This window comes from Pasteurella pantherarum (assembly GCF_049670885.1).
Taxonomy (GTDB): Bacteria; Pseudomonadota; Gammaproteobacteria; order Enterobacterales; family Pasteurellaceae; genus Pasteurella.
In genome coordinates this window covers 1-26724 of sequence record NZ_CP187173.1, presented here as the reverse complement: position 1 = coordinate 26724, position 26724 = coordinate 1, and the positions used below count along the sequence as shown (strand labels likewise).

The window sequence follows — 26724 nt, the reverse complement described above, 5'->3', positions numbered from 1 at the left end:
AGTTTCTCCTTTAAACCTTATTATGCTTGTTGTTCAAACACTCTGATTTTATTAAAGGCATCATGTAAATCAGAAGCAAAATTAATTTTTTGTATCTCATTTAGCGTATTCGATTTCACAATCATACGAAGTGGTTGGAATTGCATATGACACATATAAAGCTGTTGATTTGGTAACATATGCTGTACAAAGCGAACTAACGCATGAATTCCCCCTGTATCTAACACTGTCACCGCATCGCATTGCAAGACAATATGCTTAATTTCATGATCGGTGTTCACGGTTTTATCATGCAAGTCAGCAAATAAATTATCGGCGGCAGCAAAAAATAAAGGACCACTTATCCGATAAACCAAGACATTCTCTAAATCATCTGGGTGGGCGATTTCAATGGATTTTGTCATCTCTGCAATGGTACGAATAAACAATAAACTCGCCAACAAGACCCCAACACTAATGGCAATCACCATATCAAAAATCACAGTAAGCACTAAACAGGTGAGCAACACCGCAATTTCATTACGACCTGAACGACGGATTAATTGAATAATTTGCGGCACATTTGCCATATTCCATGCCACCACTAATAACAACGCTGCCATAGAAGAAAGCGGTAAATAAGACAAGGCATTGGCAAAAAATAATAAGGCAAATAACACTAATAACGCATGTACCACGCTCGAAATCGGGGATACCCCACCCGCTTTCACATTTGCCACCGAGCGAGCAATTGCCGCAGTGGCGGTAATGCCCCCTAAAAACGGTGCCACAATATTGCCTAACCCTTGTGCTAATAATTCATTGTTGGAATGGTGTTTGGTGTCGGTCATATTATCTAAAATCACCGCACACAATAAGGATTCAATTGCCCCCAAAATCGCCATCGAAAAGGCAGCAGGCAATAACGCTTGAAGGGTTTCTAAGTTCCAATTCACCAATTGCCCCTCTGCATTTGGAATATTCCATGGCAGCGTCCACTCAGGCAGGGTATTTGGCACCCCAAAACCTGTTGTGCCATCAGACAGGGTATAGTGAAATGCTGAACCGATGGTTGCCACATTATGCCCTAACGCCATCAAGGCTAACGATAAAAAAGTGGCAATGATCACAGCAGGTAAATGCCCAGGCAGGGGCAAACGTAATTTATGCCATTGCGTTAAGATCACTAATGTGGTTACGCCCACTAACGCATCTGCCCAATTAACACTTGGCAACGCTTCTGCAATCACTTGCACTTTGTCTATATAATGCGAAGGCATGCTTTCAATGGTTAAACCTAAAAAATCCTTAATCTGTAAAGTGGCAATCACCACGCCAATTCCACAGGTAAAGCCAAGTGTAACAGGAAGGGGAATATATTCAATCAAACGTCCTAAACGAAACAATGCCATCAACACTAAAATTAAGCCCGAAAGTAACGTTGCCATTAACAAACCACTTAATCCGAATTGCTGTGTAATCGGGTACAAAATCACCACAAATGCCGCCGTCGGGCCTGACACATTAAAACGAGAGCCCCCCGCTAATGCAATAATGATACCTGCAACAATCGCCGTATATAATCCATGTTGTGGCGGCACCCCACTGGCAATGGCTAATGCCATTGAAAGGGGAATCGCAATCACCCCAATCGTCAACCCTGCAATAATATCTCTAATCAAGTGTTGTTTGGTATAACCTGCACGAAAACTGTCTTTCAATGCACTGAAAGGTCTGACGGCCAAAAATACATTTTTACTAAGAAACCATTTTTTCAACATATAAAACCCAAAAAAATAAAAAAAATCCAAGATGCTTATTTTATCCCAATTTAACCCACTCTTTTATGTTCTAACGCAAAAAATGCTTGACTAAATTCAATGAAATTCTTATAGTTCACACCCTATTCAAAACGGTGAGATGTCCGAGTGGTTGAAGGAGCACGCCTGGAAAGCGTGTATATGCGAAAGTGTATCGGGGGTTCGAATCCCCCTCTCACCGCCATTCAATAAGTTAAACTCTCTTTTCTTTCTATTTCATATAAACTAAACGCAACTCCTATATTGTTTAATCTTTATCCTTTTGTGCTAGGCGTTCTAACTAAGTTTAAGAACTAAGCTCAATTACTAGACTTAGGATTTAACGAAGGTATGCCTTTGAATTGGGGATTTCGTTTTTAAGAGAAGGATGTTTTAGCCTTTATGCCCACAAAAAAAGCGGATCCGATGATCCGCTTTTGAGAGATGTACCGCAAAAGTGCGGTGCTTTTTGTCTATGTTTTATGCCTTAATGAGTGCTTTCCTCTGTGATGGGCTTAATGCTTTCATCAAATTCTGGCAAAGGTTTATGCTCAGTGGCGATATAGCTGTAAATCACAGGTAAAACAAACAGGGTGAATAATGTCCCAATGGTTAAACCTGAGGCAATCACGATCCCAATACTAAAACGAGAAACGCCCCCTGCCCCAGCGGCAAATAACAAAGGAATGACCCCTGCCACCATGGCAGCAGTGGTCATTAAAATTGGGCGTAAACGCACTTTTGCCGCTTCCATAATGGCATCAATACGGTTTTTACCCCGTTTAAGTTGTTCTTCTTTTGCCACTTCACACATTAAAATACCGTGTTTGGTGATCAAGCCCACTAAGGTGATCAGCCCCACTTGTGAGTAAATATTTAACGTGGTACCCGGGAAAGAGAGAATAATGCCAAAGGCTCGGAAGATCCCCGGTAAGGTATTGCTCAACAAGTTCAAGGTGAATAATGCCCCACTCACGGCTAATGGCACGGAAATCATAATCACTAATGGATCTCGAATAGACTCAAACTGAATCGCCAACACTAAGAAAATGATGATGACCGCTAATATGAAGGTGACCAATAAGGCATTGCCTTCTTGCTCTAATTGGCGAGCTTGGCTAGTAAAGTCATAATTATAGCCTTTTGGCAAATGCTCTTTGGCAGCCGTTTTTAACCATGCAACCGCTTCCCCTGTACTTTTTGTTGGCAATGGCACCGCACTGATCACCGCTGAATTCAGTTGGCTAAAGCGAGGTAGCGAGGTCGGTTGTGATTCTAATGTCATGGTTAAGAAACTGCTTAACGGCACCGATTTACCGTTACTTGCCGTCACATAATAATTGTTTAAACTTTCTGGCGACAAACGTTGTCCTCGTTTCACTTGCATAATAATACGATAGGCACGTCCATCAATATCCACACGTTCAATGGTTGCCGCAGAGAGGAAACTGCCTAATGTGGCACTAATTTGCTGCATGGTGACGCCATAAGTCCCCGCTTTTTCTTTATCCACTTTGATATGCATTTGTGCGGTATCAAATTTCAGATCTAATGCGGTATAAACAAAGTTGCCCGATTTTTTCATTTCCTCAAGGAAATTGCTCGCCACATTGGCTAAGGTTTTATAATCGCTAGCCGCACTGATGACAAAGCCAATCGGCGGTCCTTGTTCACCCGTGTTGATTTCAGGGAAATTAAAGCCTGTTAAAGACACTTCAGGAATCCCTGCCGCTTTGGTATTTAAATCCGCAATGATTTCGGCTTGACTACGTTGGCGTTCTTTCCAGTCTTTTAAGGTAACCACACTGAAAGATTGGTTGCTGCCCATTGCCCCCGAAATGACCATTGAGAAATCCACTTCTGGCGTGTCTTTTAGTATTTTTTCGTATTCATGCATGGCTTCTTGCACATAATCCACATTCACATTCGATGGGGCACGTCCAATCACCATAAACGCCCCTTTATCTTCCGCAGGCGTTAATTCACTGGCTAAGCCATTAAACAAGAAAGGTAAGGTGGCAAAAATGATAATGGCAAAAGCCAACATACAACGACGACTTGCCATCACAAGCTGCAATACGCTGTTGTAACCATGGTTAATTTTACTGAGCATATGCTCAATACATTGCTCTAATTTACTCGGTTCCGTATGGGGTTTTAACAGTTTGCTACTCATCATCGGAGAAAGGGTGAGTGCCACAATCCCAGAAATAAAGACCGCACCCGCTAAGGTGAGGGCAAACTCTTTAAACAATGCCCCCGTGATCCCGTCCATTAATGCCATTGGGGAATACACCGCCATTAAGGCAATAGTCATTGAAATGACGGGTACAGCAATTTCACGAGTCCCAATAATGGCGGCTCGGAAAGGCGTTTCACCTAATTTGATGTGGCGGTCAACGTTTTCTAGCACCACAATGGCATCGTCCACCACCAAGCCAATGGCTAAAATCAGTGCCAATAAGGTCATTAAATTAATTGAGAAATCAAATGCCTGTAACAACAGAATGACACCGATTAAGGAAATCGGAATGGTAATCACAGGAATAAAGATCGCACGTAATGACCCAATAAATAAGGTGATCACCACTAACACAATAATGGTCGCTTCTAAAATGGTTTTCACCACTTCATCAATTGAGCTATTAATGGCGATGGTGGTGTCGTATAAAATCTCGGCATTCATGCTATCTGGCAAATTCTGTTTAATTTGCTCATAGAGCGGGCGAACACGTTCTGCCACCACTAATGGATTCGCAGAAGATGTCGGGTTGATTGCCAACACCACCGATTCAAACCCATTTGCCACCGCACGAGAATGATCGCTAGATTTATTTAATTCCACATCCGCAATATCACGCAAGCGAACCAATTTGTTCCCTTTGGAAGAAATGATTAAATTGCCCAATTCCTCCACCGATTTCGTTGTGGTTTCCACTTTATTTTTATAGGTAACATAAAAGCCGTTATCATTACCCGCCGCCGTTTGGACGTTATTTGAAGATAAGGCACTTCTCACCGCCAATGCAGATAAATTCTGAGCCGCCATTTTGGCAGGATCTAACCAAATACGTAAGGCATAGTCCGATGCACCAAAAATTTGTACTTCAGCCACCCCTTCCACAGTAAAGAATTGTGGTTTAATCACCCGTTCAATGTAGTCGGTAACCTGACTGGCATCTAATTTTGTTGAACTAAATTGCACGTACATCATACCCGTGCCCCCTGTGGATGAGGTAATCACAGGATCATCAATGCCACGAGGTAATTGGGAACGCACAGAATTCACTTTTGCTAACACATCAGCTAATGCCCCATTTGGCTCGGTATTGAGCTTCATTTTAATGGTAATCAACGAGCTATTTGGGCTACTTTTAGACGAGAGATAGTCAATATTGTCCGCCTGTGCCACGGCTTCTTCCAATTTTGAGGTAACAAAGGCTTGGATTAAACTGGCATCGGCCCCTGGGTAGACGGTGGAAACATTGATCACCGTCGTTGTCATTTTGGGGTATTCACGCACCGCTAATTTTGCTATCGCTTGCAAGCCTAAAATAATAATTAATAGACTAATACACACCGAAAGCACGGGGCGACGAATAAATATATCGGTAAATCGCATTTTTATTTCCTACTTTTTCATTCAGATAAGTGCGGCACATTTTTCTAAAAATGCCACATCTTGGGCAGAAAAACGTGCTAAGCGAGGCGAATCCACATCTAGCTGAGCCACCATTTCACCTTGTTTAAAAATTGGCACGACCACTTCGGATTGAGAGGCACTATCACAGGCAATATGCCCCGCAAACTGATGCACATCATCCACCACCGTGGTGGTGCCTGTTTGCCAAGTGTAGCCACATACCCCCTTGCCATACCCAATGTCGGAACAGGCGACTTTGCCCTGAAATGGACCGACTTTTAATACCCCATCATGCACAAGATAAAAACCAACCCAGTTCAACTCTGGCATATGTTCATAAATAAATGCAGATGCATTTGCCATTCTTGAGATCACGTAAGTTTCTGGTGCTAAAATTTCTTCAAGTTGCTTGAGTAATAACGTGTAATTCATTGTATTTTTCCTATTTTCTACCGCACTTTATAGGTTATTTTTCACTGCAGGTTGTACCGTGCCAACAGCCACTTTATCTACCACACGCACTAAACTGCCGTTGGTTAAATTTTGTTGACCGCCTGTAATCACTTTATCGCCCACTTTAATATCATCGCCTTTTAATTGAGCATAGATCCCTTGGCGATCTTGGGTAAACACCGTGACCTGTTTGACACGATAAATTTGATCTAAGGCTTGGCTGTCCACATCTTTACGTTCAGCAAGCACCTCTCGATCTTGATCGGAAAGTGCGGTAAGAATATAGGCAATTTCACCGTACATGTTATAGCTAATTGCCACTTGCGGAACCACGACTTGATCGTATTTTGTCGGCAAAGCGACCCGTAAGCGAGTAAACATACCAGACAATAATTTTCGTCCATCTTCTGGCTCGAAGGTCGCTTGCACATCAATCAAGCCTGTTGCCGCATTAATGGCGGGTTCCAGTGCGGTAATATTGGCGGCAAAGGTTTCCCCCGTTCTCGCATCGGCACTTGCTGTCACTTTTTGTCCCACATAAAGATGTTCCAATTCGGTTTGCGATAGGGCAAAATCAATTTTCATGCGACTGGTATCTTCAACTCGCACAATTTCTGTGCCCATGGTGACATATTGCCCAATATTCACTTTCACAATCCCCGCATACCCATCAAACGGTGCCACAATTTGACGGCGTGCAATCCCCGCTTTCAACGCCGCAATATTGGCTTCTAAGGCTTCATAAGCAGATTTGGCATTGTCTAATTCTTGTTGAGAAACACTTTTCGTTTTGTACAAACTCAAATAGCGTTGATAAGTTGCTTTCACCGAAGCAAACTGAGCTTGTGAAGCACGCAAATTGGCTTGTTCCACAGAACTGTCCAACACCACCAAGATGTCCCCTTTTTTCACAGGCTGACCAGATTGAACGAGCACTTGGCTCACCGTGCCAGGCGTTTGTGCACTTAACATCGCCCCTTGATTTGGACGCACTAACCCCGTGGTTTCAATAACCGGTGTCCATTGTTGCGATTGAATGGTCATGGCGGTAACGGGGTAAATTTTTTCCCCCATACCCGCAATGGCTTTTTCGATCATGATGGTTTTAATCACATTAAACACAATCACAATGGCAAACAAGAACACAATAATACCCAGCACCATTTTCATTAAAATGCGATGTGAGCGTTTTGGTTGATTTGTTTGAGTTTGGCTCATACAAAAACTCCGTAACTATCAAGATATGTCTTATTTCTGAATGGCTCGCCACGTCCGCACAATCACAGACTCAAGCAATACCACAGAAAAAGATTCATTAAAATAAAATTGTTTTTTCGCAATTTTCATTGCACTTTCTAAGCTAATCGCAAACAAAATATTCGCAGGCAAATCACACAGCTCACCAGCTTGTTGTGCTTGTTCACAAAATAACGTCCAGTGGCTACGATCCCATTCTTTAATCACCTTATCAAACCCCGGCAAGGACTGATATTGATGCATATTTAATAAAATGTTGGGATTTTCTTGTAAAAAATACCAAATGTTCCACCACATTTGACGATATTGTTCGAAGAAACTCTGAGTTTTATCATAGTTCTTCTCTAATGCACGCTCAAAACGTGCAAATACTTGCCGAGCAAATTGTTCTAGCAATTCTTCCTTACATTTAAAATAAATATAAATCGTGCCGGGTGAAATCTTGGCTGCTTTGGCAATTTTATGCATAGACAAATTGTGTAAACCGTCTTTTGCCATCAGATGATCAATTGCCATAAAAATATGCTCGGTCATATCCATATCAGATTGACGCATAAAAATTCATTCTCGTTGATTTTATTTAAGAAGGGTTACAAACAGTATGGTGACATAGACTGAATGAACGTTCGTTCATTTTAAAGTGTTTTAAAATTTAAGCAAGGTTAAAAATGAAAATAAGCAGAAAGAGAAGGGGCATATCGCCTCTATTTGAACATTGAAAACAAGATGGAAAACACATCAAAAACAAAACTTTTTTAAAACCCCCCGCACTTTTGCTCAGCTCGCCCAGCTCCTTAAAAGCCCTCCCCCTTGCTGACCTGTTGACCTGTCATTTCCCCCAAAAACAAAGGCAGACTTTAAAGCCTGCCTTATCTTGGAACCCCAAAAAACTACATTCCAATCACCACACAACTTGTAATGGACTTCGCTTTTTCTTGTGATTTTAATGCCGCACTTCTCTCACCAACAGGCCCAACAATCACACGATTCCATTCCTCGCTCGCATTAACTCTGGCATTCAAACCAGCTAACGCCAGACGTGCTTGTAAATTTTCAGCCTGCGTTTTATTTTTAAATGCCCCACATTGCAATCCATATTGACGTGCACTTGCCGTTTTAACAGGTTCTGTACGTTCAACAGGTTTTTCAACCACACGTTCTATCGGTTTTTCCACTTTTCGCACCGTGTCCACTTTTTTGCTTTCACTCGCTTTTGCCTCAACCACCACAGCAGGGGAAGAGGTGCTTGGCGTTTTCGTCAACTCGGCTTCTCGTGTTTGAGGGGAAACATTGTCTTTTTTGCCGTTTTCTTCTGCTTTCTTACGTTCTTCCACTTGTTTTAAACGTGCTTGCTCGGCTTGTTGCTGCTCTTTCTCCATCGCTAACAAAATTTTCTTTTGTTCTGCGGTTAAACGCATATTTTTATCTAAGGATTTTGGATTATCATCAACAGGCACCGTGCGAGTTTCTAATGCTTGAATATAACTCCACACTTCTTCTGGACGGCTAGGTAGCACACTTTTCGGCTCGGTTTTTTCCGTTTTCTTTGCCACAGGTGCCTCTGGAGCTTTTTCTTTCAACATAAACAGCCCCAAACCAAAAATGACCACCACCGCAATCACAAAGAGCAGTATGGCTGTTTTATTTTTCGTTCCTTTTTTCTTTTTACCGCCTCTTGCGGGATAACTGCGTCTTGCCACGATATTCTTTCCCAAATAACTAAAAAATCTCAACAATTCTACTGAAAAAACCTTGTTAACTCAAATCAAGCTAACTTAAATCAAGCGGATCCACATCTAACACACAGCGTACTTTGCTAGATATCGGTAAATTGGCTTGCTGAAATTGCATTAATGCCTGCTGTAACTGTGCTCGAGAAGGATGTTGTAATAACAATTGCCAACGGTATTGCCCCGCTTTTTTACTAAAAGGTGAAGGCATTGGTCCAAGAATCTGCAAAGGTGCTCCCGCTTGCTGATGATGCTGAAAAAAATAATCGGCAATCTGTTGTAACTGTTTTTCGGCCTCATGCGTATCTCGACTTTGTGCTTTAAATAACGCCTGTGCACTAAAAGGCGGTAACCCCATAGAATGACGTAATGCTAACGCCTGTTTGGCAAAACTGGCATAACCTTGGCTTAACAAACTCTGCAATAAAGGATGATCAGGATAATGGGTTTGCAACACCACCTCGCCTTGCTTTTCCATTCGCCCTGCTCTTCCTGCCACTTGCACATAAAGCTGGGCTAAACGTTCTTCTGCACGAAAATCCACCGAAAACAAGGCACTGTCCACATTCACTAATGCCACTAAAGTCACATCAGGAAAATGGTGCCCTTTTGCCAACATTTGCGTGCCAATCAAAATTTGGCTTTTACCTGTTTGAATATCCGCAAGATAACCTTCCAATTTCCCTTTTCGTGCCGTGCTATCACGATCAATACGGGTAATTTGGTATTGTGGAAAACGTGCCTGCAAGGTTTGCTCAAGCTGTTCTGTGCCTAACCCCGTGGTGATTAAATGCGTTGAACCACAATGTCCACACTGTAAAGGAATCGGTTTTTGAGAAGCACAATGATGACAACGTAATGCACGCTGATGTTGGTGATAAGTATAGGGTTTTTCACAATGCTGGCATTGGGCAATCCAACCACATTCATGGCATAACAACACAGGGGCAAAACCACGACGATTGAGAAATAACAACACCTGATTGCCTTTTTGCAAATGGCTTTCCATTTGTTTCAATAACGCCTCAGATAACCCGTTTTGCACCCGTTGCTGTTTCAGATCAATCACCGAATGACGTAGACCTTGTGCCTTTCCCGCCCGTTTGGAAAGCACAATATGACGATATTTGCCATTCTCCACATTGTTTAAACTTTCCAAACTTGGCGTTGCCGAGCCCATTAATACAGGAATCTGACATTGCTTGGCGAGCACAATGGCTAAATCACGAGCGTGATAACGAAAATTATCTTGCTGTTTAAAAGAAAGATCGTGTTCTTCATCAATCACAATCAACCCTAAATGTGCAAAGGGCGTAAATAAGGCGGATCTTGTGCCAATCACAATGGCACTTTGTGCCGTTTTTGCACGTTGCCACACGGCTAAACGCTGCGTATCGTTCAATTCTGAATGCAACACCTCAATTGGCACAGGAAAACGTGCTTGAAAACGTTGTACTGTTTGTGGTGTTAGCCCAATTTCAGGCACCAGCACCAACACCTGTTTTCCTTTTTTCAGCACGTCCTCAATAAATTGCAAATAAATCTCTGTTTTACCTGAACCCGTCACTCCATCAAGTAACCAAACCGCAAAACCTTCGTGAAACACTAACTGACTAAATGCCACCGCTTGCTGTGTATTTAACACCAAACGATTTTCCGCATTGACAAGGGATTGTCCAGCCAAGGCGTCCACCCATGTTTGCACAACAGGCTCAACCTCCACCTCTTCCACATACCCTTTTTGTTTCAGGTTATTAAAGATCGCAGAAGCAAAAGGATTATTGCCCTTTTCGAGAGGTTGTTTTGCTAACACAGTCAGCACTTCAAGCTGTTTCTTCGCCCGTTTAAATGCCCCACTTTCTTTTTGCTCAAGCAATGCTTGCTCACCAAGTGCGGTCAATTTCCAAAAAATTTTCTTTTTTTCTACCGCACTTTCGCCCTGTCTCAACTTCACCGGCAAGGCTTGAAATAACACCTCACCCAACGCCGTTTGATAATAGCCCGATGCCCAATGCAACAGTTTCCACAGTGCAGGGGGAAATAAACTGGCATGATCCAACACCTCAAGAATGGGTTTCAACTGTGCAGGATTCACCTCTGTTTCACTCGGCAACCCCACCACCACCGCCACCCGTTTTTGCGAACCAAAAGGCACAACCACCCGCCCCCCGATCACCACATCAAACTCGGCAGGTAAAAGATAATCAAAAAAACGAAATAACGGCACAGCCAATGCCACACGGACGAGTTGCATAACAACGCCTCACAAAAATCACAATTGGCGTATTTTGGGCTTTTTTTGGGGAGTTAACAAGGGAAAATCCTCTTTTACTAAAGTTGGCAAGCAGACTCACTACCGCTTAAAAAGTTTTATGGTTATCAGCCAAACAACATAAAAAAAACAGAAAATTTTTAGGGGCATGACCTAAAAACTTTCCGTCAAAAGCACCAAAGAACAACAAATGTGTCATAATTTAATGAATAAGGTTTTTTCAATACCGCATTACTTTTCTATCATGAATATCTTGACGTATATACAGTAATATGGCTTGAATGTTCATCGGTTTTTTTGTAGAATTTGCGACCTTACATACAAACTGCCATACGGCGTAATATTAACTACATGCGGTGTCAGTCTAAGAGCTTGATAGCGGCATGGCTTCAAATTGAGGTTTTCTATGAAACAAGGTATTCACCCTAATTATGTGGAAGTTACAGCAACTTGTTCTTGCGGTAACGTGATTAAAACTCGCTCAACAGTGGGTAAAGATTTAAACTTAGACGTTTGTGGCAACTGCCACCCATTCTATACTGGTAAACAACGTGTTGTTGATACTGGTGGTCGTGTAGAACGCTTTAACAAACGTTTCAGCATTCCAAGCACAAAATAATCAAATTCTTCAAATACAAACCCTGCAATTTTGTGGGGTTTTAATTTATATAGAAAATAAGTATGAAAATTCTATTTCTCCATAAATGGCTCGTGATGGGCGGAATTGAAAGAATTCTTATAAACTATCTCCAACTACTTCATTGTGTTCCAAATTTAGAGATCGAGCTGATTATTGCCTTTGATACGGAAGATAATGTTTTTCACAATGAAATTCCCCATAACATAAAAACCTACTATATTTTCGATAAAAAACATTTCATTGATTACAATAAGTTATATCAAAATCGGAAAAAGAGTATCCTTTCTCGCCTGAAACAAAAACTTGAAAAGTTTAAAGAAAAGAAAAAATGCAAAAATAGAGTTGATGAAATCATTCATGCAAATAATTATGATGTTATTATCAATTTTAGTAATCATTTTGACCCTTATTTAGCTTTTAATAAAATCAAACAACCTATTATTCGTTGGCAACATTTAGCTTTAAACCAAAAGAGCCCTCACTACATTAAAGAAATACAATGGCTCAAAAAATATAATAGAATAATTACCATCTGTGATGAAATGTCAAAGCAGATAGAAAATGAAGCGAATGTACCAAGAGATAAAATAAAAAGATTATTTAACCCTATTCATACTGAGAAAATAATAGAAAAAGCAAATCTAGTAAGAAAAGAAGGACTAAATATAGATTTTCCATACTTAGTACAGGTTTCTAGACTAGATAAAGTAAAAAGGCATATAGACTTAATTAATATTTATGCGGAGTTAGTCAAACAAGGGATCAAAGAAAAACTATATATAATAGGAAATGGAGAAGAATATAAAAACCTTCAGAAAGAAATAGATAAACTGAAACTTGAAAAAAGATGCATCTTACTAGGCGAAATTAAAAATCCTTATCCATATATAAAACATGCAACGCTTTTTCTTCATACATCAGAACGAGAAGGATTACCTACTGTATTACTAGAAAGTCTTATATTAAATACCCCTGTTGTTGCAATGGATTGTCCAACAGGTCCAAAAGAAATTCTTAATAATGGGAAATGTGGTGCACTTATCCCATTAGGAAATTTAGGAAAATTTACAGAAAAAACATATGAAATACTGAATTCACCTACTATAGTAGATAAATATCAGAATGAAATCAAAAAGCACATTCATATTTTTTCTGAAGAACAAATAAGAAAAGAATTTTTAGAAATATTAAAAAAACTAACATGTAAATAACATCATTTATAAGAAGTCAGGATAAAAAAATGAGTAAGATAAAAGTTGCTATTTTAATAAACGAATATTTTGGTGCTGTTGGTACAGCGTACGGGGGATATGGTTTCCTTGCAAGAAGGCTAGTAGCCAAATATTTACAAAATGATGATATACAAGTTGATGTTTTACTAAAAACAACATCAAAAAATTTTGGAATGTTTGCTAAAAAACATATTGTTGATGGAATAAATGTATATGAAATCCCAAAGAAACCATGGTTTGCTAAGAAATGGCTTAAATCACAAAATTATGATGTTTATTTAAGTATTGAAATAACTTTTGAATTACCACTTCTGTATGAACCTGATTTATCTAAAAAACTTATTTTTTGGATTCAAGATCCAAGACCATTAAGTGATTGGGAAGAAATAGAAACAGTTGAACTATTCCCAGAACCTAATTATTACGATCAAAAACTCTATGACTATATTCATAACCTCTATAAACAAAATAGGATTAAATTTATATCACAGGGATATTTCTTAAATGATAAAGCAAAAGAACTTTATCGTTTAAATGATGACGTGGAAATAGAATATTTGCCTAATCCAATAGAAATAGACCATACTTTTGATATTGCAACCTATCCTAAGAAAAATAATATTATCTTCTTAGGTAGAATTGAATCAGTTAAGAGAGGCTGGCTCTTTTGTGAAATTGCCAAAAAATGCCCAGAATATAATTTCTATATGTTAGGACAAACATTTAGTGATGTAGAAAGAAATTCAAAAATTATGGAGAAATATAAAAATATTCCTAATTTACATTTTCCTGGTCATGTTGATGGAGAAGAAAAAAATCAATACTTAAAAGATGCTAAAATTTTAATCAATACTTCTATTCACGAAGCATTACCCGTATCTTTTTTGGAGGCTCTTTCTTATGGAACATTGCTTGTAAGTAACCAAAATCCAGAAGACTTAACATCAAAATTTGGTATCCATGTTGGCACGGTATTAGGTAATGGCTTTGAGCATGTTGATAAATATGTCAACGCAGTAAAAGCATTAATGGAAAATGACGAACATCGAAAAGATTTGGCACTGCAAGGGATAAAATATATTAAAGATTTACATAATATTCCTGACTTTATAAAAAATATAAAAGAAATCATAAATAAAACAATTAATGAAGGTTAATATAATATGGAAACTTTTGTTATTAGTCTATCTAAAGATAATGCCAATAGGCGAGAACATATCTCAAATGAATTTAAGAAAAAAGGAATAGATTTTCATTTTTTCGATGCTATAACGCCATCAGAAATAGATGATCTTTCTATAAAATACGAAATAGATATTAAAAATACAAAGCTCACAAAAGGTGAGCTCGCATGTTTATTTAGTCATATATCTCTTTGGCATAAAATTTTAAATTTAAATCTAAAATATGCAATGATATTTGAAGATGACATTTACTTATCTAAAGAAACAGAAATATTCTTCAATAAAATAAAAGATAAAAATATTCAATATGATATTATAAACTAGAAAAATCTTTAGATTATATATCAATATATAAAAATAAAAAAATAAATATTGTAAAAGGATTAAATCTATACACCCTAAAATCAAAACATTTAGGATCTGCTGGATATATCATAAAAAATGATGCTATAAAAAAATCATCAATGAAATTAGAAACATGTCAGACTTAGCTCCAATAGATATTATAATATTTGAAAAATTATTAAATAGAAAAGAGTTTAATATATTACAAGTAGTTCCTTCGATATGTATTCAAGATTTCATATTAAATAAAGAAAATAATATATTACCTAGCACATTAGAATACGAACGATCTAAAAATTACCCTGTAATTAAAGACAAAAAATCAAGAAATTTATTTATTAGAATATTAAGAGAAATTAAAAGACCTTTTTATCGCACATACAAAAAAATTAAGTTATCTTTTTTACATGAATTAAAATTTATTAAATAAGGATAATCAAATGAAGACTGTTAGGATTCCTCCTATATTCATTATTAGTTTAAAAAACTCTCCTCGGAGAGCAGTAATCAGTCAGCGACTATCAGGATTAAACCTGAAGTTTGAGTTTTTTGATGCAGTTTATGGAAAAGATCTCACTGAAGAACAATTAAAAGAGATTGATTTTGAGTTTTATCCTAAAACATACAATGCAAGAAAAGCCCTCACTTTGGGAGAAATTGGCTGTGCTATGAGCCATATCAACGTTTATGAGTATATTGTTCAAAATAACATCGAACAGGCTATTATTTTGGAAGATGATGCTATCGTTTCTCTCTATTTTGAAGAAATTTTAGCTTCCGTATTAAAAAAAGTGCCACAAAGAAGGGAAATAATCTTTTTTGATCATGGCAAAGCGAAAGTCTACCCTTTTATGCGTAGCCTACCCGAAAGATATCGCTTGGCTAGATACAGATCGCCATCAAAAGACTCAAAACGTACTATCATTAGAACGACAGCCTATTTAATTACACAGCAAGGAGCAAAAAAACTTCTTAAGCATGCTTATCCAGTAAGAATGCCCTCTGATTTTCTAACAGGCTCATTACAATTAACGGGCATTCATGCTTACGGTGTTGAACCTGCATGCGTTTTTGGTGATGTCATATCTGAAATTGATCAAATTGAAAACCGTTATGAGTAATATAAAAAGCCTATTAAGAAATTTTCGATTAGCTTTAGGAAAGATCCTCCTTGATACAAAAACTTGTAAGTTACAAGATTTGTACGCAATTAATAAAATCCTCTTCCTCCGCCAAGACGGGAAAATCGGGGATTATGTGGTGAGTTCCTTTGTCTTTCGGGAGATTAAAAAATACGATCCTAAAATTAAAATTGGGGTGATTTGTACACAAAAAAATGCTTATCTTTTCCAGCAAAATCAATATATTGATGAGCTTTACTATGTTAAAAAGAAAAGTATTTTGGATTATATCCGATGTGGCTTACGCATTCGAAAAGAACGCTATGATCTGGTGATTGATCCTACCATTATGATTCGTAACCGAGATCTTTTACTTCTCCGTTTGATTGATGCTCGCAATTATATTGGTTATCAAAAATCCGATTATGGCTTGTTTAATATTAATTTAGAGGGTGAGTTTCACTTTTCTGAGCTCTATCAATTGGCTTTAGCAAAAGCCAATATTCCCGTTCAAGATATGACTTACGATGTGCCGTTTGAGTCTGAAAGTGCGATCGAAATTGCTGAATTTTTGCAAGAAAATAAGTTAGAACATTATATTGCGATTAATTTTTATGGTGCCGCAAGAATTAAGAAAGTGAATGATGAAAACATTAAGCGATATTTAGCTTATCTCACGAAAATGACTGGTGGAAAAAAATGCGTTTTATTAAGCTATCCTGAAGTGAGTGAAAAATTACATCAGCTTTCCGCCAATTATGAGAATATTTTTGTTCATCACACCACGAAAATCTTTCATACCATTGAATTGATTCGCCATTGTGATCAATTAATTTCAACAGATACCTCAACGGTACATATTGCTTCAGGTTTTAATAAACCGATTATTGGGATTTATAAAGAAGATCCTATTGCGTTTACACATTGGCAACCTAAAAGCCAGGCGGATACGCACATTCTTTTTTATAAAGAAAATATTAATGAGCTTTCACCAGAACAAATCGATCCTGCTTGGTTGGTGAAATAACCTATTTTTTCTGACATTTCGGGCAATAGAAACTGTTTCGTTGCCCTATCACAACACTTTCAATGCTTGTTCCGCATGTTGGGCAAGGTTTGTCTTTATTGCCATAAACTAATAATGCTTGGGCGAAATAGCCAGGGCGTCCGTCTGGTTGAAGGAAGTCTTTTAGTGTGGTGCCACCTTGTTGTATTGCCGTGGCAAGCACTTGTTTGATTTGTTCCACTAATTGGCGACATTGTGTTTTAGTCAAACTGCCTGCTGTTTTTTGCGGGTGTAAGCCACAAAGAAACAAAGTTTCGTTTGCGTAAATATTGCCCACACCAACAACCACGGCATTATCCATTAGGAAGGTCTTAAGTGCGGTCTGTTTTTTGCGACTTTTGTGCCAGAGATAGTCGGCATTAAATGCATCTGAAAGGGGTTCAGGACCTAATTTGAGAAAAAGATGAAATTCATCTAAATTTTCTGTCCATAACCAAGCACCAAAGCGACGTGGGTCGTTATAACGGACGATTTTGCCGTTATTGATGACCATATCAAGATGATCATGTTTATCAATTTGATCAGTTTTTTCCACCACACGAAGCGACCCCGACATGCCTAAATGCCCGATGATATACCCCGTTTCAAGCTGAATAATTAAATATTTTGCTCGACGGCTTAAGCTGATCACTTTTTGATGGGTGATCTTTGCAAGTTCCTCACTCACCAGCCAACGTAATTTAGGCTGACGAACAAGGATTTTTTCGATGATAAAGCCATCAAGGTAGGGGGCAATCCCATTTTTGGTGGTTTCAACTTCAGGCAATTCTGGCATGGGGATCCTCAAATTTCTGTGATAAAAAAACCCGAACAATGTCGGGCTTTTTGAAATTGAACTAAAATTATTTGATTTTAGCTTCTTTATAAACAACGTGTTTACGCACTACTGGATCGTATTTTTTGATTTCCATTTTTTCAGGCATATTACGTTTGTTTTTTGTTGTTGTGTAAAAATGACCAGTTTCTGCTGTTGAAACTAATTTGATTTTCTCACGAGGTCCTTTAGCTGCCATGTTTTAGCTCCTTAGATTTTCTCGCCACGAGCACGGATATCAGCTAAAACTGCATCAATGCCTTTTTTATCAATAATACGCATACCTTTCGCTGTTAAGCGTAAAGTTACGAAACGTTTTTCGCTCTCAACCCAGAAACGGTGAGTGTGAAGGTTTGGTAGGAAACGACGTTTAGTCGCATTCATTGCGTGTGAGCGGTTGTTACCAACTGCTGGACGCTTGCCTGTTACTTGACAGACTCTAGACATATTAATCTCCAATAAATCAAATATAAGCTCGAGCTTAGGGTTCGGATACTTCAAAATTAAGCGAATTGCTATTTTGATAGCTACCTCGTCAGGTCGCTGTAACCGACCCGCATACTATATTAAAGGTGGTGAATTATACTCACTTTACGTTTTATTCTCAAGACTAAATGCAAGATTTCACCAAATAAATGCAAATATTTTGCACAATAATGACGGATTGTCATGGGATATTTTAAAGCAATCCCGCTTCCGCAAAAGAGGTATAACACCCTTTTCCAATAATAAAATGATCCAAAATACGAATTTCCACCAGTTCGGCAACGGTTTGGATCTTTTGGGTGATCAATTTATCTGCCTCACTGGGTGTGGCAATACCCGAGGGGTGATTATGTGCCAGAATCAAGGCGGCTGCATTACAATATAAGGCACTTTTGATGATTTCTCTTGGGTGTACCGTTGCCGCATTGACGGTGCCTAAAAACATTTCTTCTTGTTTAATTAGACGGTGTTGGTTATCCAAAAAAAGCACCATAAACACTTCTCGTTCTTTATGTTGCAATGCCGCTTGTAAATAGAATTTTACATCGTGAGAATCGCTAAAAACTTGTTGAAAAAACAATTCTTCTTGTAAATAACGTTTTGTCATTTCAATGCAAGCTTGTAATTGAATAAATTGTGTGATGCCAATGCCTTTCATTTGGCAAAAGCTTTGTTGGCTGGCAGAAAGTAATCCTCTTAATGATCCGAAATGTTCTAACACGTGTTTGGAAAGTTGCATCACTGGACAATTTTTGATGCCTGTTCGTAGAAAAATAGCGACTAATTCACTGTCTGTTAAGGTATTGGCACCAAATTTAAGGAGTTTTTCTCGTGGCATTAAAGGGGGGGTACTTTGCATAATCAATCCTCTTTCAGGGGGAATTGAGGGAGTTAAACAAACTCTTGTTCTCTTGCCAAGGTTTGATCCTTGCTTTTGGAAAGCGGATCGCAAAAATACCATTCTTTCTTCTCTAAAATTAAAGTAAAATAGATCTTTTAATTGTTTTGTACAAAATTTCAGCGTAAGGATTCTCCATGCAAACGCTTCAAAAAAAACGCATTATTGTTGGTATCACAGGTGGGATTGCCGCCTATAAATCCATTGAACTTATTCGTTTATTACGCAAAAGTCATGCTGAAGTCCGTGTTGTACTCACACCTGCGGCAGCTGAATTTGTGACACCACTCACCTTGCAAGCCATTTCAGGCAATGCGGTTTCCAGCTCCTTGTTAGATCCGCAAGCCGAGCTTGCCATGGGGCACATTTCGTTAGCCAAATGGGCAGATGCGGTTGTGATTGCCCCAGCCAGTGCAGATTTTCTCGCTCGTTTAACCGTCGGCATGGCAAATGATTTACTTTCTACCTTATGCCTTGCCACCTCAGCCCCCCTGTTACTCGCCCCTGCGATGAATCAGCAAATGTTTGCTCAAGCAATAACCCAACAAAATCTGACCGCACTTTCTGCAAGAGGCTATCATGTTGTGGGACCTAATGCTGGTGAGCAAGCTTGTGGTGATGTGGGCGTTGGGCGGATGTCAGAACCGAGTGAAATTTATACCGCACTTTGTGACATATTCCAGAGCACGCAAGATTTGGTGGGATTAAAAGTGGCAATAACGGCGGGTCCTACGCAAGAAGCGATTGATCCCGTCCGTTACCTCAGTAATCACAGCTCGGGCAAAATGGGATTTGCTATTGCCGAAGCCTTTGCCGAACGTGGGGCAAGTGTTACTTTAATTTCAGGCCCTGTGAATTTAGCCACGCCGAAGAATGTGCAACGTATTAATGTGTTATCGGCACAAGATATGCACCAACAGGCACTCAAAAGTGCGGTGGAAAATCAAATATTTATTGGCTGTGCAGCAGTTGCAGATTACCGAGTCGCAGAAGTTGCCACGCAAAAAATCAAAAAATCAGGTGATGAAATCAGCCTAAGATTGGTCAAGAATCCTGACATCATCGCAGAGGTTGGGCATTTACTGCACCAACGCCCTTTTACCGTTGGCTTTGCCGCTGAAACACAGGATGTTGAGCAATATGCCTTGGATAAATTACAGCGTAAAAAACTGGATATGATTTGTGCAAATGACGTATCTGGCGGACAAGGGTTTGGGCAAGATCAAAATAGCCTACATTTATTCTGGCAAGGTGGCGAGATGAAACTTGCCCTAGAAAATAAAAAAACATTAGCAAAACAATTAGTCAATCAAATTATCGTGCGTTATCGCCAATCTTAAACAATAGGAAAAATAATGAAAAAAATTGATGTCAAAATTCTCGATCCACGTATTGGTCAACAATTTCCTCTCCCAGCTTATGCTACTTCAGGATCGGCTGGATTAGATTTGCGAGCTTGCCTTGAAGAAAGCATAGAATTACAACCAGGTGAAACCAAATTGATTCCAACAGGATTGTCAATTTATATTGCCGATCCTCAGCTTGCAGCGGTGATTCTGCCTCGTTCTGGATTAGGGCATAAACATGGGATTGTCTTGGGGAATTTGGTCGGTTTGATTGATTCGGATTATCAAGGGCCGTTAATGGTGTCCATGTGGAACCGAGGTTCGGCACCTTTTAAGGTGGAAGTGGGTGATCGTATTGCCCAATTGGTTTTTGTGCCTGTGGTGCAAGCTGAATTTAATATTGTCAGTGAGTTTGAACAAACGGAACGTGGCGAAGGTGGATTTGGACATTCAGGTAAAAACTAAACTATGCAAAAACCAGTAAAACGTAGCCTCAAAGAACGTCGTCAGCAAGTGCTTACTGTGCTGACGCATATGCTCCATTCCGAACGAGGAATGGAACGCATGACCACCGCACGTATTGCTGAAGAAGTTGGGGTATCGGAAGCGGCACTCTATCGCTATTATCCAAGTAAAACAAAGATGTTTGAGGCGTTAATTGATAATATCGAAAGTCATTTATTTAGCCGTATCACACAATCGGTGAAAAATGAAACCAACACCATGGCAAGAGTGCATAATATCATGCAAATGATTTTAGATTTTGCCCGTAAAAATCCTGGGTTAACACGCATTCTCACGGGGCATGCCTTAATGTTTGAAGAACCGCAACTCCAAGCCAGAGTGGCACAATTTTTTGATCGCTTAGAATTGCAATTTGTGAATATTTTACAAATGCGTAAGTTAAGAGAAGGGCGTGCTTTTGCGTATGATGAGCGTATTCTTGCCTCTCATCTTGTGAGCTTGTGTGAAGGGCAATTTATGCGTTATGTCCGTGCTAACTTTCGTCATGCCCCCAATCAAGGCTTCGAGCAACAATGGCGTTTACTCGAAACCTTATTTGCATAATTAGTCAATATAGGTGAGAATATGCACATTCCTTGGCAAGAATTAAACCAAGAAACATTAGAGAATATTATCGAAAGTTTTATCCTACGTGAAGGCACTGATTATGGAGATGAAGAACTTTCATTAGAACAAAAAAAACAAAATTTACTCACTAAAATCCAAGAAGGAAGCGTCGTGATAGTTTGGTCAGAACTGCACGAATCAATTGATATTAAAGACAAAACGGACTTTTTTAAATAATTCTACTTTGTCGGAAAAGCGTAATTATGGAGGCATTCCATGCAAGAGCAAATGCAAACAACACAAACCATTGATCCTACGTTGGAATGGTTTTTATCTCACTGTCACATTCACAAACACCCTGCCAAAAGCACGTTAATTCATGCGGGTGAAAAAGCAGAAACCCTGTACTATTTAATCAAAGGGTCTGTGGCGGTATTAGTCAAAGATGAAGATGGCAAAGAAATGATCCTAACTTATTTAAGCCAAGGGGATTTTTTTGGTGAAGCGGGTCTATTTGAAGAAGGTCAACTTCGTTCCGCTTGGATCAAAGCGAAAAGCCCGTGTGAGATTGCTGAAATTTCTTATAAAAAATTCCGTCAATTAATTCAAGTGAATCCTGAAGTCTTGATGCATCTTTCTGCACAATTAGCTCGTCGCTTACAAAACACCTCAAGACAAGTGAGTAACCTTGCTTTCTTAGATGTCACAGGTCGTATTGCCCAAACGCTATTAAATCTTGCCAAAATGCCAGAAGCAATGACTCACCCCGACGGTATGCAAATTAAAATTACCCGTCAGGAAATTGGACAAATGGTCGGCTGCTCTCGTGAAACCGTAGGTCGAATCCTCAAAATGTTAGAAGATCAACATTTAATCTCTGCTCACGGTAAAACTATCGTGGTCTATGGCACAAGATAATCCCTGATTCTCTTTCGAGAAAAGTGCGGTCAGTTTTGAACGCATTTTTTTATTCCTTTTTCGGGAGATAATTCTCATTCTTATTTTACTCTGGAAGTGATAAGCTAAAGGAAAATCACAGATAACAGGAAGGGGTAAACTATGAGCAAAGATGATGTTGGCCACAATTTTTTAGCACGTTTAGGAAAAACACGTTTACGTCCTGGTGGTCGCAAAGCCACAGAATGGTTGATCGCCAATGGGGATTTTCAGCAAAATTCACAAGTGCTAGAAGTGGCTTGCAATATGGGCACCACCGCTATTGAGCTTGCCACCAAGTATGGTTGCCACATTGAAGGCGTGGACTTAGACGAAGACGCCTTAGAACGGGCGAAAGAAAATATTCTGAATCACGGCTTACAAGACCTTATTCATGTGCAACGTGCCAATGCCATGAAACTCCCTTTTGAAGATCATCATTTTGATATTGTCATCAATGAAGCCATGCTGACCATGCTGCCCAATGAAGCCAAGCAAAAAGCCATTCGTGAATATTGGCGGGTGCTTAAGCCAGGTGGTTTTTTACTCACTCATGATGTGATGTTAGTCGGCGAAGAGCATGAGCCTATTTTAGCCGCACTTCGAGAAGCAATAAAAATGACGGTGACCCCGCTTTGTAAAGCAGACTGGAAACAACTTTTTCACGATTGTGGTTTTCGTAATGTGGAAACCTATTCTGGCAACATGACATTGCTCTCACCCAAGGGCTTAATTTATGATGAAGGGATAATGGGGACCTTAAAAATTATGATAAATGCCCTGAAGAGTGAAAACCGAGAACAGTTTATGAAAATGTTTAAAACCTTTAATGATCCGCAACATAAATTGCATTTTATTGCGGTATGTAGCCAGAAATAATGCACCATTATGTGAGAGAAATGCCACCTTGTTCCACTGAAAAAGTGCGGTGTTGTTCAGGTTGCATTTGTTTTAGCTCCGTTTCAGTAATGGCGGTCACAAAGACTTGCGAGCCACTTTGTTTTAAACGTTCTGCTAACAAGGCTCGCTTATTCTGATCCAACTCTGAAGCAAAATCATCAATCAAAAAAAGACAATGACGTTGTTTTTGCTTCATCAAATGCTCACCTTGAGCAAGACGCAAGGCACACATTAATAATTTCAACTGACCACGAGACAGCACATCTTCCACAGGTAAGCCATGAGTTTTAAAACGGAAATCGGCTTTTTGTGGTCCTGAAACCGTATATCCAATGGCACGATCCCTTTCAAAATGGCTAGCAAGTAATTCGGCATAATCACGATCTTTATCCCAGCCTTGATGAAAACTGACATGAATCTCGACTTCAGGTAAAAATAAACGGCAAGTATGTTCAATTTCAGGTTGCAAGGCTTGAGCATATTCTGCTCGCCAATCACTGACTTGCTGGGCAAGTTTAACTAGCTCCTGATCCCAAATGGCTAATTCCGCATAATGCTTTGCCTGTTGTAATGCCGCATTACGCTGTTTTAACAAGCGATTTAAATTGACCCAAGCTAAATGAAAATGAGGGTGATGATGGAATAATCCCCAATCTAAAAAGGCTCGACGGTAACTCGGCCCACCATTTAACAAGGTGAGTCCCTCGGGGGTAATCAATTGCATCGGAAGCAAATGAGCAAGGTCAGAGATTTTATTGCCATCTTCACCATTAATTTTCACTAATGAGTTACCTTGCCGTAATTTTTGTAAACCTACCGACCAGTGATGAGATTGTTCCTGAATTTTGGCGTGCAAAATGAAATGAGGTTGGTCATAAGAAATTATGCGATTACTGACCGCACTTTTAAACGATCGCCCATGACCGAGATAAAAAATTGCTTCTAATAAACTGGTTTTTCCACTGCCATTATTGCCAACCAAAAAGTTAAAGCCGCGATCAAACTCAAGATCCACGGCTGTTAAATTACGAAAATTTTCGATAAGTAAACGGGAAATTGCCATACATTATGCAGAAAAATTACAAACGCATTGGCATAATCACATATTCTGCACTGGCGTCTTCACAGTCTTCAATTAAGCAACTTGAGGTAGAGTCAGTTAAACGCATACGCACCCGTTGGCATTTTAATGCATTCAACACATCTAAAATGTAGCTCACATTAAACCCGACTTCCATTTCTTCTCCCACATAAGCCACATCAATAATTTCTTCTGCCACTTCTTGTTCTGGATTGGTTGCGGTAATTTTTAATTGGTTTTCACTTAATTGTAAGCGTACACTACGGAAACGCTCGTTCGATAAAATGGCTGCTCGCACAAAAGCTTGTTTTAAAACATCCCATTCAGCTTCCACAAGACGGGTCGCATTACGTGGTAAAACACGACGATAATCAGGAAAACGTCCATCAATAAGTTTTGAGGTGAAAATAATATTGCCCAACTCAATACGCAAATTATTAGTGCCAATTTGTAAACGTGCAGGCGTGTCGGTATTCTCAAGTAAACGCACTAATTCAAGCACCCCTTTACGTGGCAAAATCACAGAATGGGTTTGTAAATCTTGTTCTAATGCAATGGTACACACCGCTAGACGGTGACCATCGGTCGCCACCGTACGCAACAAATTCCCTTCTGTTTCAAATTTCATACCGTTGAGGAAATAACGTGCATCTTGGTTTGCCATCGAAAATTGAGTGGCTTCAATCAAACGGCGTAAAGTGCTTTGCTCAATGGTAAAATCCACTTCCGATGACCAATCTGTTAAATTTGGGTATTCTTCCGCAGGCAAGGTTGATAGATTAAACTTACTACGCCCTGATTTGACAATGGCTCGATCTTCTTCAAAACTCACTGAAATTTCAGCTTGTTCTGGTAAACTGCGGCAAATATCCAAAAACTTTTTGGCAGGAATGGTGAAATTGCCTTGAATATCAGTACGCAGTAATGCGGTTTGGGTAGATAATTCTACTTCTAAATCTGTCCCTGTCATCACGAGGCGATCGCCATTAATCTGTAATAAGACATTATTTAATACAGGAATATTGGGACGACTACTTAACACACCGCACACTTGTTGCAATGGTTTGAGTAAATTTTCTCTTGAAACAATAAACTGCATATTTTTCCCCTTTTTACACAGAAAGCGTACGGATTAAATTTGACCAATCTTCTTGCAAAGAATGTTCTTGCTCTCGAAGCTCTGCAATTTTACGGCAAGCATGTAATACGGTTGTATGATCTTTATCACCAAAGTTTTTACCAATTTCAGGCAAACTGCGGTTTGTGAGCTCTTTTGATAACGCCATGGCAAGTTGTCTTGGGCGAGCAATCGAACGTGAACGACTTTTCCCTTTTAAATCAGACACTTTAATGCGGTAATATTCCGCCACGGTTTTTTGAATATTTTCAACGGTGATTAATTTATCTTGTAATGCCAAGGTATCTTTTAAAGCTTCACGAACAAAATCAATGGTGATCGGTGCACCCATAAACTCTGCATTGGCACCCACACGGTTTAATGCCCCTTCCAACTCTCGCACATTGGTTCGCAATTTTTGCCCGATGAAAAAAGCTACTTCTTCTGGTAAATGAATATTTTTTTCTTCCGCCTTCTTTAATAAAATTGCCACGCGTGTTTCAAGTTCTGGTGGTTCAATCGCTGTGGTCAACCCCCAACCAAAACGGGATTTTAAACGTTCTTCAAGCCTCTCGATTTCTTTGGGATAACGATCCGAAGTTAAAATAATCTGACGACCCGTATCAAAAAGGCTGTTGAAAATATGGAAAAACTCTTCTTGTGTTTTTTCTTTTTCGGCGAAAAATTGAATATCATCCACCAACAAGGCATCTAAGGAACGATAGAATTTTTTAAACTCATCCATTTTATTATCACGCATCGCATTCACCATTTGTTGCATGAAATTATTGGCATGAATATACAGCACTCGTGCATTTCCATTACGTGCTAGGATCCCATTTCCGATCGCATGCAATAAATGGGTTTTGCCTAATCCAGTCCCTCCATAAAGGAAAAGCGGATTTGAACTTTGTTCACCGGGTTTTTCTGCCACTTTTTGTGCCACAGCACGTGCTAATTGGTTGGATTTACCTTCCACAAAATTTTCAAAAACGTGATTGGGGTTTAAATAAGAACGAATCACCATTTGCGGTTTATTCTCTGTTTTAGGATTTTCCGCTGTTTGTGCGGGATTCGTTTGAGCGGGTTTTTCTTCTGGTTTTACCCCCACTTTCACCTGCACCACAAGATCAGTATTCTCACTTAATTCTTGTGCCACTTTGGTTAATTGTGCCAAATAGCTTTCATCGACTTTTTGTTTAATAAAGACATTCGAAGCATACAATACAAGGCTATTTGGTATGCTCATATCTGCCTGAAGCGGACGCAACCAAGTGCTAAAATCGGTTAATGAAATTTGGTCTTGAAGCTGTAACAGGCATTCTTGCCAAAGAGAAGACGGGTCTGGTTTCAT

Annotated in this window: 27 protein-coding genes and 1 tRNA gene; 14 read left to right on the top strand and 14 right to left on the bottom strand. The window is 39.3% G+C overall.

Going from position 1 to position 26724, the window contains the following annotated elements; all coding sequences use genetic code 11:
* Window positions 1–20 precede the first annotated feature (20 nt).
* The gene (gene dauA, locus ACPEEM_RS00140; protein ID WP_424407246.1) at window positions 21–1760 is read right to left on the bottom strand and encodes a C4-dicarboxylic acid transporter DauA; all 1740 of its coding nucleotides are present in this window, start codon (window positions 1758–1760) and stop codon (window positions 21–23) included.
* A 133-nt stretch (window positions 1761–1893) separates the two neighbouring features.
* Between dauA and ACPEEM_RS00135 the strand changes: the two genes are divergently transcribed.
* Window positions 1894–1983: transfer RNA gene (locus tag ACPEEM_RS00135), tRNA-Ser, on the top strand.
* Window positions 1984–2265: 282 nt separating this feature from the next.
* Here ACPEEM_RS00135 and ACPEEM_RS00130 read toward each other — a convergent pair.
* From ACPEEM_RS00130 to priA, 6 genes are all read right to left on the bottom strand, one after another.
* A complete protein-coding gene (locus ACPEEM_RS00130; protein WP_424402352.1) occupies window positions 2266–5400 on the bottom strand; it encodes an efflux RND transporter permease subunit in 3135 nt (1044 codons plus the stop codon).
* Window positions 5401–5421: 21 nt separating this feature from the next.
* Entirely contained in the window at window positions 5422–5853 is a 432-nt protein-coding gene (locus ACPEEM_RS00125) for a GAF domain-containing protein (protein ID WP_424402351.1), read from the bottom strand.
* A gap of 27 nt (window positions 5854–5880) precedes the next feature.
* Window positions 5881–7092, bottom strand: a complete 1212-nt coding sequence (locus tag ACPEEM_RS00120) for an efflux RND transporter periplasmic adaptor subunit (protein ID WP_424402350.1) — start codon at window positions 7090–7092, stop codon at window positions 5881–5883.
* 30 nt (window positions 7093–7122) lie between these two features.
* Complete coding sequence (locus tag ACPEEM_RS00115; protein WP_424407244.1) at window positions 7123–7686, bottom strand: TetR/AcrR family transcriptional regulator; 564 nt, start codon at window positions 7684–7686, stop codon at window positions 7123–7125.
* Between the two features lie 335 nt (window positions 7687–8021).
* On the bottom strand, window positions 8022–8831 hold the full coding sequence (ftsN, locus tag ACPEEM_RS00110; RefSeq protein ID WP_424404146.1) for a cell division protein FtsN: 810 nt from the start codon (window positions 8829–8831) through the stop codon (window positions 8022–8024).
* Window positions 8832–8901: 70 nt separating this feature from the next.
* Window positions 8902–11115, bottom strand: coding sequence for a primosomal protein N' (gene priA / locus ACPEEM_RS00105; protein WP_424407242.1), 2214 nt, complete (start codon window positions 11113–11115; stop codon window positions 8902–8904).
* Window positions 11116–11539: 424 nt separating this feature from the next.
* Between priA and rpmE the strand changes: the two genes are divergently transcribed.
* The 7 genes from rpmE (at window position 11540) to ACPEEM_RS00070 (ending at window position 16682) form a co-directional block, all read left to right on the top strand.
* Window positions 11540–11752 carry a 50S ribosomal protein L31 gene (gene rpmE / locus ACPEEM_RS00100; protein WP_005757276.1) on the top strand — a complete coding sequence of 71 codons (213 nt, stop codon included), beginning with the start codon at window positions 11540–11542 and terminating at the stop codon, window positions 11750–11752.
* Window positions 11753–11814: 62 nt separating this feature from the next.
* Window positions 11815–12984, top strand: a complete 1170-nt coding sequence (locus ACPEEM_RS00095) for a glycosyltransferase (RefSeq protein WP_424405339.1) — start codon at window positions 11815–11817, stop codon at window positions 12982–12984.
* A gap of 29 nt (window positions 12985–13013) precedes the next feature.
* Window positions 13014–14162: a glycosyltransferase family 4 protein gene (locus tag ACPEEM_RS00090; RefSeq protein WP_424405337.1), complete on the top strand. Its 1149-nt coding sequence runs from the start codon at window positions 13014–13016 to the stop codon at window positions 14160–14162.
* A 6-nt stretch (window positions 14163–14168) separates the two neighbouring features.
* Window positions 14169–14513: a glycosyltransferase family 25 protein gene (locus tag ACPEEM_RS00085; protein WP_424405335.1), complete on the top strand. Its 345-nt coding sequence runs from the start codon at window positions 14169–14171 to the stop codon at window positions 14511–14513.
* Between the two features lie 154 nt (window positions 14514–14667).
* Window positions 14668–14964 carry a hypothetical protein gene (locus tag ACPEEM_RS00080; protein WP_424405333.1) on the top strand — a complete coding sequence of 99 codons (297 nt, stop codon included), beginning with the start codon at window positions 14668–14670 and terminating at the stop codon, window positions 14962–14964.
* A gap of 10 nt (window positions 14965–14974) precedes the next feature.
* Window positions 14975–15655 (top strand): glycosyltransferase family 25 protein, encoded by a 681-nt coding sequence (locus tag ACPEEM_RS00075; protein WP_424405331.1) that lies wholly within the window; start codon window positions 14975–14977, stop codon window positions 15653–15655.
* Window positions 15648–16682, top strand: a complete 1035-nt coding sequence (locus ACPEEM_RS00070) for a glycosyltransferase family 9 protein (protein ID WP_424405329.1) — start codon at window positions 15648–15650, stop codon at window positions 16680–16682. The genes ACPEEM_RS00075 and ACPEEM_RS00070 overlap by 8 nt, the downstream gene beginning before the upstream one ends.
* 1 nt (window position 16683) lies before the next feature.
* On the opposite strand, the gene mutM is transcribed toward ACPEEM_RS00070, so the two are convergent.
* From mutM to radC, 4 genes are all read right to left on the bottom strand, one after another.
* Entirely contained in the window at window positions 16684–17496 is an 813-nt protein-coding gene (gene mutM, locus ACPEEM_RS00065; RefSeq protein ID WP_424402340.1) for a bifunctional DNA-formamidopyrimidine glycosylase/DNA-(apurinic or apyrimidinic site) lyase, read from the bottom strand.
* A 67-nt stretch (window positions 17497–17563) separates the two neighbouring features.
* The gene (gene rpmG / locus ACPEEM_RS00060) at window positions 17564–17734 is read right to left on the bottom strand and encodes a 50S ribosomal protein L33 (RefSeq protein WP_005733905.1); all 171 of its coding nucleotides are present in this window, start codon (window positions 17732–17734) and stop codon (window positions 17564–17566) included.
* An 11-nt stretch (window positions 17735–17745) separates the two neighbouring features.
* Window positions 17746–17982: a 50S ribosomal protein L28 gene (rpmB, locus tag ACPEEM_RS00055; RefSeq protein ID WP_005717521.1), complete on the bottom strand. Its 237-nt coding sequence runs from the start codon at window positions 17980–17982 to the stop codon at window positions 17746–17748.
* 232 nt (window positions 17983–18214) lie between these two features.
* Window positions 18215–18880 carry a RadC family protein gene (radC, locus tag ACPEEM_RS00050; RefSeq protein ID WP_424402339.1) on the bottom strand — a complete coding sequence of 222 codons (666 nt, stop codon included), beginning with the start codon at window positions 18878–18880 and terminating at the stop codon, window positions 18215–18217.
* 176 nt (window positions 18881–19056) lie between these two features.
* Here radC and coaBC point away from each other — a divergent pair, with 176 nt between their 5' ends.
* The 6 genes from coaBC (at window position 19057) to ACPEEM_RS00020 (ending at window position 23151) form a co-directional block, all read left to right on the top strand.
* Entirely contained in the window at window positions 19057–20259 is a 1203-nt protein-coding gene (gene coaBC / locus ACPEEM_RS00045; RefSeq protein ID WP_424402338.1) for a bifunctional phosphopantothenoylcysteine decarboxylase/phosphopantothenate--cysteine ligase CoaBC, read from the top strand.
* 15 nt (window positions 20260–20274) lie between these two features.
* Window positions 20275–20730, top strand: coding sequence for a dUTP diphosphatase (gene dut, locus ACPEEM_RS00040; protein WP_424402337.1), 456 nt, complete (start codon window positions 20275–20277; stop codon window positions 20728–20730).
* A 3-nt stretch (window positions 20731–20733) separates the two neighbouring features.
* The gene (gene slmA, locus ACPEEM_RS00035; protein ID WP_424402336.1) at window positions 20734–21333 is read left to right on the top strand and encodes a nucleoid occlusion factor SlmA; all 600 of its coding nucleotides are present in this window, start codon (window positions 20734–20736) and stop codon (window positions 21331–21333) included.
* A gap of 21 nt (window positions 21334–21354) precedes the next feature.
* Entirely contained in the window at window positions 21355–21573 is a 219-nt protein-coding gene (locus ACPEEM_RS00030) for a YheU family protein (protein ID WP_424402335.1), read from the top strand.
* A gap of 39 nt (window positions 21574–21612) precedes the next feature.
* Window positions 21613–22254 carry a cAMP-activated global transcriptional regulator CRP gene (gene crp / locus ACPEEM_RS00025; RefSeq protein ID WP_424402334.1) on the top strand — a complete coding sequence of 214 codons (642 nt, stop codon included), beginning with the start codon at window positions 21613–21615 and terminating at the stop codon, window positions 22252–22254.
* A gap of 141 nt (window positions 22255–22395) precedes the next feature.
* Entirely contained in the window at window positions 22396–23151 is a 756-nt protein-coding gene (locus tag ACPEEM_RS00020) for a methyltransferase domain-containing protein (protein WP_424402333.1), read from the top strand.
* 7 nt (window positions 23152–23158) lie between these two features.
* Here ACPEEM_RS00020 and recF read toward each other — a convergent pair whose 3' ends face one another.
* Genes recF through dnaA form a run of 3 tightly spaced genes read right to left on the bottom strand, consistent with a single transcriptional unit; the run spans window position 23159 to window position 26724 of the window.
* Entirely contained in the window at window positions 23159–24235 is a 1077-nt protein-coding gene (gene recF / locus ACPEEM_RS00015) for a DNA replication/repair protein RecF (protein WP_424402332.1), read from the bottom strand.
* Window positions 24236–24251: 16 nt separating this feature from the next.
* On the bottom strand, window positions 24252–25352 hold the full coding sequence (gene dnaN / locus ACPEEM_RS00010; RefSeq protein ID WP_424402331.1) for a DNA polymerase III subunit beta: 1101 nt from the start codon (window positions 25350–25352) through the stop codon (window positions 24252–24254).
* A 13-nt stretch (window positions 25353–25365) separates the two neighbouring features.
* Window positions 25366–26724 carry a chromosomal replication initiator protein DnaA gene (gene dnaA / locus ACPEEM_RS00005; protein WP_424402330.1) on the bottom strand — a complete coding sequence of 453 codons (1359 nt, stop codon included), beginning with the start codon at window positions 26722–26724 and terminating at the stop codon, window positions 25366–25368.